Source organism: Bacillus cereus group sp. N21, from assembly GCF_016483395.1.
Taxonomy (GTDB): domain Bacteria; phylum Bacillota; class Bacilli; order Bacillales; family Bacillaceae_G; genus Bacillus_A; species Bacillus_A pseudomycoides.
Genome location: NZ_JAEHBX010000471.1, coordinates 1 through 213, shown reverse-complemented (window position 1 = coordinate 213; position 213 = coordinate 1). Strand labels below are relative to the sequence as shown.

Below are 213 nucleotides of genomic sequence, written 5' to 3'. Positions count from 1 at the left end.
AAATAAAAAGGTTCCATTTGAACAAATTTTCCTTTTCTATGCTGATCACACACCTTTTTTAGAGTCATACTATCAGTATGTCCAAGCTTAGGAGAAGTTTTAGAGTTTTTGCACCAGAACCGAAATTCACTCAAAATGGAAGAATGGAGAAATAACAGCTGTTATGTTTATGGAAATGTTAGAGCTAAGGAAAAACACGTTTTATAAAATAAT

At 31.5% G+C, this 213-nt stretch carries 1 pseudogene; it reads left to right on the top strand.

Annotation, left to right across the window (positions count from 1 at the left end):
• Positions 1 to 121: 121 nt before the first annotated feature.
• Positions 122 to 213, top strand: a pseudogene (locus tag JDS96_RS32765) (recombinase family protein); the annotation flags it as partial.